The sequence below is a fragment of the Tessaracoccus bendigoensis DSM 12906 genome, from assembly GCF_900141915.1.
Taxonomy (GTDB): domain Bacteria; phylum Actinomycetota; class Actinomycetes; order Propionibacteriales; family Propionibacteriaceae; genus Arachnia; species Arachnia bendigoensis.
The window spans coordinates 1-9623 of record NZ_FQZG01000106.1 but is presented as its reverse complement, the minus strand read 5'-3'; the positions used below and the strand labels follow the sequence as shown (position 1 = coordinate 9623).

General features: G+C 66.1%; 9 protein-coding genes. 5 read left to right on the top strand and 4 right to left on the bottom strand.

Annotated elements, in window-relative coordinates:
• Positions 1–466: 466 nt before the first annotated feature.
• Genes BUC15_RS17850 through BUC15_RS17840 form a run of 3 tightly spaced genes read left to right on the top strand, consistent with a single transcriptional unit; the run spans position 467 to position 2882 of the window.
• Complete coding sequence (locus BUC15_RS17850) at positions 467–1444, top strand: SPFH domain-containing protein (RefSeq protein WP_073191179.1); 978 nt, start codon at positions 467–469, stop codon at positions 1442–1444.
• Positions 1444–1686 (top strand): type II toxin-antitoxin system antitoxin, encoded by a 243-nt coding sequence (locus BUC15_RS17845; protein WP_073191176.1) that lies wholly within the window; start codon positions 1444–1446, stop codon positions 1684–1686. Before BUC15_RS17850 ends, BUC15_RS17845 begins: the two co-directional genes overlap by 1 nt.
• 50 nt (positions 1687–1736) lie before the next feature.
• Entirely contained in the window at positions 1737–2882 is a 1146-nt protein-coding gene (locus tag BUC15_RS17840) for a pyridoxal phosphate-dependent aminotransferase (RefSeq protein ID WP_073191173.1), read from the top strand.
• Here BUC15_RS17840 and BUC15_RS17835 read toward each other — a convergent pair whose 3' ends face one another.
• On the bottom strand, positions 2883–3653 hold the full coding sequence (locus BUC15_RS17835) for a carbon-nitrogen hydrolase family protein (RefSeq protein ID WP_084189726.1): 771 nt from the start codon (positions 3651–3653) through the stop codon (positions 2883–2885). It abuts the gene before it with no gap.
• Positions 3654–3788: 135 nt separating this feature from the next.
• Here BUC15_RS17835 and lhgO point away from each other — a divergent pair, with 135 nt between their 5' ends.
• Positions 3789–4973: an L-2-hydroxyglutarate oxidase gene (gene lhgO, locus BUC15_RS17830; protein ID WP_073191167.1), complete on the top strand. Its 1185-nt coding sequence runs from the start codon at positions 3789–3791 to the stop codon at positions 4971–4973.
• On the opposite strand, the gene BUC15_RS17825 is transcribed toward lhgO, so the two are convergent.
• The 3 genes from BUC15_RS17825 to BUC15_RS17815 form a co-directional block, all read right to left on the bottom strand.
• On the bottom strand, positions 4966–5559 hold the full coding sequence (locus tag BUC15_RS17825; RefSeq protein WP_073191165.1) for a MarC family protein: 594 nt from the start codon (positions 5557–5559) through the stop codon (positions 4966–4968). The genes lhgO and BUC15_RS17825 overlap by 8 nt on opposite strands.
• A 137-nt stretch (positions 5560–5696) precedes the next feature.
• Positions 5697–7211: a succinyl-CoA:acetate CoA-transferase ScpC gene (scpC, locus tag BUC15_RS17820; RefSeq protein ID WP_073191162.1), complete on the bottom strand. Its 1515-nt coding sequence runs from the start codon at positions 7209–7211 to the stop codon at positions 5697–5699.
• A 133-nt stretch (positions 7212–7344) separates the two neighbouring features.
• On the bottom strand, positions 7345–7905 hold the full coding sequence (locus BUC15_RS17815) for a winged helix-turn-helix domain-containing protein (RefSeq protein WP_073191159.1): 561 nt from the start codon (positions 7903–7905) through the stop codon (positions 7345–7347).
• Positions 7906–7986: 81 nt separating this feature from the next.
• Between BUC15_RS17815 and BUC15_RS17810 the strand changes: the two genes are divergently transcribed.
• Entirely contained in the window at positions 7987–9270 is a 1284-nt protein-coding gene (locus BUC15_RS17810) for an MFS transporter (RefSeq protein WP_073191156.1), read from the top strand.
• Positions 9271–9623 lie beyond the last annotated feature (353 nt).

The following is a 9623-nucleotide window of genomic DNA, read 5'->3' as shown; positions in this document are numbered from 1 at the left end:
CACCTTGACCTTGGTTGCCCGGCCCGTCCAGGGGACACCTGAGGCAATTCATGAATCGTCGATCCGGATCGCGTAGACGGCCGAGCGGCTCCCCAAGGCGCTCGGGTTGCCTCGCGAAGGCTGGATTCCCGCTCAGGCCACTCGTCGAAGATCTCACCCTGTCAGGAGTCCTGGGCCCGAAGCCAGATGCCGAGAGGATCACCGCCATCGCGCACGCCACCTACGCCGACTGCCACGAATCCTTCGCGAGACCCTCAGCACCCTCCCCTGACAAGCCGCGAAGGCCTCTCAGCGTCGCCGCGGCTCACCAGAGACACCGTCACGGCGGCCCAATCGTTCCCGGAACACGGGCTCACCCCACAGCGGAACACCGGCTCTCCACGAGCGCAGTATCCAAGCGACTGGCGCATCCCCCGCTTCCGCGCTAATCTGATATCAATTAGATATCAGATTATTGGAGGTCTCGATGAGTCAAAACCAAGCCCCGGACGTCGAAGAAGCCTCAGTGGGAGGGGTTCCCGCAGGGCGACCCGTCGGCCACGGGGGCACCCGCGTCATCATCGATGAGCGTCCCGCCTGGTCCATGTCGGGTGCCCTCGCGCTGCTGATCGCCCTCGTCCTGCTGGTGTTGTCCGTCTGGGGGATCGTGTCGACGGCCATCGCCGAGGAGAGTGGGCTGCCGGTCAACGGGTTGGTGATTGCCGCCTCCATCGCGGCCTTCCTGATTGCGCTCGTGGTGTTGTCGTCCCTGACGGTGGTCTCTCCCGGGGACACCAAAGTCACGCAATTCTTCGGGCGCTACCTCGGCACGATCCGCAAGCAGGGTCTCCTGTTGACAGTGCCGCTGACCACTAAGAAGAAGGTCTCGGTCAAGGTCCGCAACTTCGAGACCAACGAGCTCAAGGTCAACGACGCCGACGGCAACCCGATCAACATCGCGGCCATCGTCGTCTGGCAGGTCGCAGACACCGCCAAATCCGTGTTCTCCGTCGAGGCGTACGAGGACTTCGTCACCGTCCAGGCTGAGGCCGCCCTTCGTCATGTGGCCTCCTCTCACCCGTACGACTTCGCCGATCCGGGCGAGGAGAGCCTGCGCGGATCGACCGATCTCGTCTCCGGTGAACTCGCGCACGAGGTGGCCGCCCGGATTTCCATCGCAGGGCTCGAGGTCGTCGAGACGCGCATCTCGTCGCTCGCCTATGCCGCCGAGATCGCGCAGGCGATGCTGCAGCGCCAGCAGGCCTCAGCGGTCCTCTCGGCCAGGAGCAAGATCGTCGAGGGCGCCGTCGGGATGGTGGAGCAGGCCCTTGAGCGACTTGAACGCGACGAGATCGTCGCGCTGGACGACGAACGCAAGGCCGCGATGGTGTCGAACCTGCTCGTCGTGCTCTGTTCGGACTCCAGGTCGACGCCCGTGATCAACACCGGGACCCTGTACGGCTGATGCCCGAGCAGCAGGAGCCAGGAGAGGTCGACGCCCGTCAGCAGCGGAAATCGATCCTTCTCCGGCTCGACCCCGCGGTACATGAGGCCCTCGCGAAATGGGCGGCCGACGATCTGCGCAGCCTCAACGCCCACATCGAGATGCTGCTGCGTCAAAGCCTCAAAGACGCCGGGCGCGACGTGCGCGCGCGGCCGATCCGACGACCTGGCCGCCCGCGGCGCGACGGGGGCGAAGACGGCTGAGCCGTGGACGCCCCACCTTGTCGGGCCGGAGGCTGCCTAGACTCGCCCACATGTCTGGACCCTCCGCGGCCGTCGAACGGCTCCAACCCTTCGGGGCAACGATCTTCGCGGAGATGACCGCCCTGGCTCTTGAGCGTGGCGCGGTCAACCTCGGCCAGGGTTTCCCCGACTGGGACGGTCCCGCTGCGATGTTGGAGGTGGCGAGGGGGCAGATCTCGACCGGCAACAACCAGTACCCGCCCGTCCGCGGTGCCGCCGAGTTGAGGCAAGCCATCTGTGAGGACAGGGCCCGCAACTTCGACGTGGAGTATGACCCTGGCACGGAGGCCCTGGTCACGACGGGAGCCACCGAGGCGATCGCTGCGACCATCCTCGGTCTGGTCGAGCCGGGCAGTGAAGTCATCCTGATCGAGCCCTACTACGACTCCTACGCGGCCGCGGTCGCCCTCGCCGGATCAACCCGGGTCACGGTGCCCCTGGTGCCAGACGGCACCGGATTTGCCCTGGACGTCGACGCCCTCCGTTCCGCCGTTTCCGAGAAGACCGCCATGATCGTCGTCAACTCTCCGCACAACCCGACAGGTACCATCTTCGGGCTGGCCGAGTTGAGCGCCATCGCTGAGCTGGCGGTCGAGCGCGACCTCCTCGTGCTCGCAGACGAGGTCTACGAGCGACTCACCTTCGGTCTCGTTCACATCCCAATTGCGACGCTTCCCGGCATGGCGTCGCGCACCGTCACCGTCTCGAGCGCCGGTAAGACTTTCAACGTGACGGGCTGGAAGGTCGGATGGGCTCTTGCGAGCCAGACCCTCCTCGACGGCGTGCTGGCGGCCAAGCAGTTCCTGACGTTTTCGGGCGGGGCACCGTTCCAGCCCGCCGTCGCACACGCGCTGCGTCACGAACAGGCCTGGGTCACCGACCTCGTCGCCGACTTGCAGCGCAAGCGGGACCTGCTTACCCACGCCCTCGAGGGGGCCGGGCTCTCGCCGTTCCGAACGGAGGGTACCTATTTCGTGTGCGCCAGGGTTGACCAGGATGCGCTCAGCTATTGCCGTGCGCTGCCGGCATCGCGGGGTGTGGCCGCGATCCCCGTGACGGTATTCACCGACCATCCAGAGCCGTGGCGTGAGATCGTCAGATTCGCGTTCTGCAAGACCGATGAGGTGCTCGCCGAGGGGATCCGACGCCTGACCTGATCAGGAGCTGAGGAGCGGGAGCGCCCCGCGGGCCGTGTCGGCCTCTGCCGGGTCGATGTCGACGAAGGCCAGCTCCGGTGCTGTGCCCAACTCGAGCAACACGCGCCCCGTCGGATCCACCACGATCGAATGGCCGACCCCCGTCGGGAGGGCCCTTCGCTCGGGGTCGCCTGCCGCCGCCTGATCGACCGCCACCACGAATGCGGTTGAATCCATGGCTCTCGCGGTCGCGAGGGTGCGCCACTGGTGGGTCTTGAATGGCCCGGGGGCCCAGGAAGCGCAGACGACGATCACCTTCGCCCCGGTGGTGGCGAGCCTGGTGAACTGGTTCGGGAACCGGATGTCGTAGCAGGTCGCGAGCCCGACCAAGGTGCCTTCCAGGTCGACCAGTTCGAGGCTCCGCCCAGGTGCGATGTGTTTCGACTCGTGGAATCCGAGCGCGTCGAACAGGTGGATCTTGTCGTAGCGTGCCTCGTCTGCCCCGGTGACGAGCAGGGTGTTGTACACCCGGTCGTCATCGGCGTCGGTGAACATCCCGACGATGATCGTGATGCCGAGGTCGGATGCCAGGTCACGCACTGACCGTGCCCAAGGGCCGCCGAAGGGTTCGGAAACCTCGGAGGAGGGTCGGGCGAACGAGCACATCATCGCCTCGGGAAACACCACGAGGGAGGCGCCGCGGGTCGCCGCTCGCCGCGCGTAGGCCTCGATGAGCGCCAGGTTTGTGACCGGATCCGTCGAGGCGGTCAACTGGGCGATGGCGATTCGCATTGGCCTTTCCTCCGGATAGCCTGCCCCGGTGGCGGGACGTGCCATCAGCCTACTGGTCGGTGCCAGCTCCCTGTGGTGGTGCCCAGGCTGGCACTACAATCCGGATGTGGGGTATCGAACCGGTCGGGCCGTCAAGTGATCGACTTTTGTGTGATCGGGGGCGGCATCGTCGGCCTCGCCACCGCCATGACCCTGCTGGAGCGACACCCCGGCGCCTCGCTGGTGCTCTGCGAAAAGGAACAGGGGATAGCGAGGCATCAGACAAGCCACAACAGCGGCGTCATCCACGCCGGCGTGTACTACCCGCCGGGCAGCCTCAAGGCGCGACTCTGCCGGGCCGGTGCCGCCTGGACCAGGCAGTTCTGCCGTGACCGGGGGATCGCGTTCGCGCAGCCAGGCAAACTGATCGTCGCGACGGAGGACACCGAGTTGGGGCGGCTCGCCGCGCTCGAGAAGCGGGCCGAGCGCAACTGGCTGCGGCCCCGTCGGATCGATGCGGAAGAGTTGAGGCGGCTTGAGCCGCACATCCGTGGGATCGCGGCGATCCTGGTCTCCGACACCGGCATCGTCGACTACGGTGAGGTGGCCGCGGCGATGGCCGCGAGGGTGGTGGAACTGGGCGGTGAGGTGCGTCTCGGGGCCCGGGTGGTGGGGCTCGACGAGGATCAGGCGGGTGTCACCGTCTCGTTGGAGGATTCGGAGTTGCGTGCGGGGCGGCTGGTCGCCTGCGCAGGTATCCAGGCAGACCGGATCGCGCGGCTCGCGGGCATCGGTGACGGGTTCGCGATGCTGCCCTTCCGTGGCGAGTACTTCCGCCTGCCCGAATCCAGGGCCGACCTGATCAGCCACCTGATCTACCCGGTGCCGGACCCGGAGATGCCGTTCCTCGGGGTGCATCTGACCCGGATGGTCGACGGTGGCGTGACCGTCGGGCCGAACGCCGTTCTCGGCTTGGCCCGTGAGCGTTACCCGAAGTTTTCCTTCGAGCGGCACGACGCCGCCGAACTGCTCCGGTTCGGTGGCTTCTGGCGGTTGGCACCACGGCTCCTGCGCACCGGGCTGGGGGAGCAGTTGGACTCCTTGATCAAGTCGGGATACCTGGCGAGGGTGCGGAGGTACTGCCCGGAACTGACTCTGGAGGACCTGCTGCCACATGAGGCCGGGATCAGGGCCCAGGCGGTGCTCTCGGACGGTGCCATGGTCGAGGACTTCATGTTCCGTTCCACGGCGCGGCAACTGCATGTGGTCAACGCCCCGTCACCCGCGGCGACCTCGGCGAAACCGATCGCCGGTGAGATCTGCGATCGGCTACTCAGCTGAGGAAGAAGGCCTTGGTCCCGTTGAACATCATCTGCACGGCCAGCAGCACCAGGATCATTCCCATCAGCCGTTCGACGGCGACCAGGGCCCGGGTACCGACCACGCGTTGCAGGAAGCCGGAGAAGTAGAGGGTCGCCGTCGTGACCAGCCACGAGATGATCAACCCGCCGAGGTACCAGTACCAGTTGCCGGTGTCCTGGCTGACGAACACCACAATCACGGCCAGCAGCGAAGGGCCTGCGACGTAGGGAACGGCCAACGGGACGATGAAGGGTTCTTCGTGGGTCACCGGCTCGGCGAGGTTCTTCTCGGGGGTGGGGAAGACCATGCGGATCGCGATCAGCAGGAGGATGACGCCGCCAGCGGCGGTGAGGGCCGCCTCCTCGATGTGCAGCAGATTGAGCAGCGATTTGCCGAGGAACAGGAACGCCACCATGACGAGAAGGGCGATCAGACACTCGCGGAGGATCACCCACTGCCGTCGCTCGGGTTTGGTGTTGCGCAGTGATGTGAGGAACAGCGGCACGTTTCCGAGGGGGTCCATGACCAGCAGGAAGGTGAACGCTGCGGAGATCATCACTGCCATTGAGGTTCCATTCTCACTTCTGTCGGGCTGGCCCGTGGCCAGGGCCGACCCCCCACTCTAGACTGGGTTCCACAACAAGACGTCAGAAGGGCCCCACCGCCGAAGCGGTGAAGCCCTTTCTGACGGAGGGTTCTACGTCACTGAACCATCGTGCCGGTCTCGAGGAACCGGACATGCCAACCCAACGCCGTGGCCAGGTCGTGTGGCGTGTGCATGCCGTTGGCCTTCTTCTCAGCCAGCTTGACGTACTCGCGCAGCGGCTCCTTGAAGTCCGGGTGCGCGCAGTTGTCGATGATCAGCTTCGCGCGCTGACGCGGCGCCATGCCCCGTAGGTCGGCGAGGCCCTGCTCGGTGATGATCACCTGGACGTCGTGCTCGGTGTGGTCGACGTGGTTGACCATCGGCACGATGCAGGAGATCGCGCCGCCCTTTGCCGTCGAGGGGGTCACGAACGAGGAGACCCAGCCGTTGCGGGTGAAGTCACCCGAGCCGCCGATGCCGTTCTGCATGCGCGAGCCCATCACGTGGGTCGAGTTCACGTTGCCGTAGATGTCGGCCTCGATCATCCCGTTGCAGGCGATGACGCCCATCCGGCGGATCGCCTCGGGGTGGTTGGAAACGTCCTGCGGACGCAGCACGATCTTCTTGGCGTAGTGGGACGCGTTGTCGTTCATCTTCTCAGCAGCCTTGGGGCTGAGGGAGAACGCCGTGGCCGAAGCCACGGTCAGCTTGCCGGAGTCGAGGAGGTCGACCATGCCGTCCTGGATCACCTCGGTGTAGGAGGTGAGGTTCTCGAACGGGCCGTCGAGCAGGCCGGCGAGCACGGCGTTGGCGATGTTGCCGACGCCCGACTGCAGCGGCAGCAGGTTCTTCGGCATCCGACCCTGCTTGACCTCGTTACCGAGGAAGTCGAGCAGGTTGTTGGCGATCGCGCGGGAGTCGTCGTCGAGCAGCTTGAACGGGGTGTTGCGGTCGGGGGCATTGGTCTCGATGATCGCGATGACCTTGTCCGGGTCGACCTTGAGGACCTTGCCGCCGATCCGGTCGCCGGCCGCCTGGATGGGGAGCGGCACCCGGTTCGGCGGCAGCGCGCCGATCGGGTAGTAGATGTCGTGCATGCCGTAGAGGCCCTCGGACTGCCACCCGTTGACCTCGAGGATTACCTTGTCAGCGTAGTCGAGGTAGGTGCGGTTCATCCCGACCGACGACGAAGGGATGAGGTCGCCGTCTTCGTTGATGGCGGTCACCTCGATCACAGCGACGTTCAGCTTACCCAGGAAGCCCTGGGAGACCTGCGGGCCCATGTGAGACAGGTGGATATCCTGGTAGTACGAGACGCCCTTGTTGATCGCGGTGCGCATCTCGGGGTCTGACTGGTAGGGGGCGCGGTAAGAGATGCCGCCGGTGCGGGCCAGCGCGCCGTCGAGTTCGGGTGCGGTTGAAGCGCCTGTCCAGACCCCGACGCGCAGTTCCTCGCCCTTGCTGTGGGCGGCGTCGATGATGGCGGCGAGGGCCTCGGGGAACGCCTTCGGGTAGCCCGACCCGGTGAAGCCCGAGAAGCCGATGTTCCAACCGTTCTCGACAAGGGCCGCAGCCTCGTGTGCCGACATGACCTTGCTCTTGAATGCCTCGCTCCGGATGCGACCTGACATCTGTCCTCCTTGAAGAATTGTCTGCGGCTCAGCCTATCGGGTCGAGGCGCGGATTTTCCGGCCCCGCCGGGAAACTGCCTGACCGGGCCCGGGTAGCTTCGGCTTGCTGGGTCAGGAGGACACCGACCGCGGTTCAGATCTCGTCGCTGGCGGCGATCACGGACAGCCGCCAGGTGTGGCCCTCTTCGTCGGCATCGCGGTACTCGTCGATCACCCCGTCGAGACGTTCGACAAGCTCACTGAAGCGCTCGCGGCTGAGGCGCAGGGTGTAACCGGCGAGGGTGCCACGCTCGACCGGGTCCTCACCGGTGGCGTACTTGAGCGCCCAATCCGCCACGCGTGTCAATAGCCGTTGATGGTCGGCCACTGTGCCGGCGAGGACCGCGTCGCCGAGCGCGATATCGGTGACGGGGTTATCGGGCGAACCGAGTGAGAGGGCGCCCCTCGTCGGCTTCCACACCCGGTCGCGCCTGTCCCGCGCCTTTTCTGGCGCCTCTTCGATCAGGCCCGCCTCGGCCAGGACCCGAAGGTGGAAGCTCAGCGTGTTGGCGGGGGTACCGAGACGTTGGGCCAGGTCGGCAGCCCGTGCGTAGCGAAGTTCGGAGACCTCGTTCCAAACCTGTCGACGCAGCGGGTTCGCCAAGGCCTTGAGGATCTCCGTCGACATCGTCGGGGCTTGCGGCTTGCTCGGCATTCCCCGAGTCTAGCGATGAAAGACGAAAATAGTCGCGCAATAATACTTGCGCAATAAGTCTTGCGAATCTACTGTTGGGTCATGCATCAAGGATCGAAGACCCGGCTCTGGGGCGGCGGCTACCCGCTCTGGTTGGCAAGTGATACTGCCTTCGAACTCGCCAGCGCCTTGGCCGGGTTCGCCGTCCCGTTGCTCGCGCTGATGATCACCGATGAACCGGTGCTCGCGGGCATCATCGGGGCCACCGGCCTCGTGATGCGGATGGTCAGCTCGCTCGTCGGGGGAGTGCTTGCCGACAGGCATTCCCGAGTCGCGCTGATGCTGGTGGGGGCCCTTGTGGGGATTGTGTTGGCCGTCGTCTTCACCGCGCTCACCTTCCTGGATCTGCTCGGCTACGTGGCGCTGCTGTTGCTGAACCTCGGATTCGCGTTCCGAAACGGGCTGTTCGGCACCGCGAACCAGTCGGCACTGAAGGACGTCGTTGCGCCGGACGCCTTCGGTCGGGCGCAGGCCTCGAATCAGGGGAGGGACGCGGTGATGAGCCTCGCTGGGTCGCCGCTCGGCGGCGTGCTCCTGGGGCTGGGCGCCCCGATCCTCGGAGGGGTGATGGCGATCAGCCAACTGGTCGCGGCCGTCTCGGCTGCCGCGCTGCGTCGGCGTACCCCTGCGGTGCCGGTGGGGCATGGTGGGAGTGAACGCCGTCGCTTTGGTGCCGAACTGGCGGAGGGCTTCAGGTGGGTGTTCTCGCGTCCCGACCTGCGCGGCACGTTGTTGGTGACCACGCTCATCAATCTTGGGTTCAACGCGGCCATCAGCACCGTCGTCTACTCGCTGCAGCAGGCCGGGTCGTCGCCGACGGCCATCGGGCTGGTAACGGGCGGGCTGGGGGTCGGGATGCTGCTCGGCGCGGCCCTTGCACCCGTTCTGGTGCCGAGGGTTCCGACAGGCTGGCTCGGTATCGGAGGGGTGCTGTTGGTTGCCGTCGCGATGGCGGTTATGCCTCTGGTGACGCATCCTCTCGCGGTCGCCGTCGTCCTGGCGGTCGCCGTACTCGGGGCTCCTGCGCTGAACGCGGCTCTGCTGGGATACTTCATGGTCGCCACTCCCCGTGAAGTGATCGGGCGGGCGACCTCTGCGCTGTCGGTGTTCGCGATGGGGGCCATGCCGCTGGCACCCCTGGTGGCCGGGTTCGGGCTGACCTGGGTCGGCCGGTCGGGGACGTTGCTGGCCACGGCGGCGATCTGCCTCGCTGCGGCGGCATTGGCCGCGTTGACGTCGAGCCTGCGCCGGCTCCCCGTTGAGGCCGACTGGGGGCGGCACGCTGAAGCGCAGTCGCGGGAGTTGGTTGAGCCGCGGGTCGGTTGAGCCGCCTTGTGAGAGCAAGGCGTGGGTGTTACCACCCGCCGGTTGAGCCGCCTCGTGAGGGACGAACGAGGCGTGGGCGTTACCATCGTGACCTTGCGCAGGAACCCAACCCCAAACCCTCACCCCTACCCAGGTCAGTCATTGACGATGCCGTCCTCGAAGCCGGACCGGAACCCGGCAGGAATCGTTACCGTTTCGTTATCTTCCAGGTGGTCGGGGCAGGGGTTTCTGTCAGACCCTCCCGAAACAATAGAACACATGAACCAAACGATGCGGGAAGCTGGGCGGCAGGTCATCACTGCCGGCTACGACCAGACCCGCATCCTGGATGCCACCCGACAAGCCCAAACACT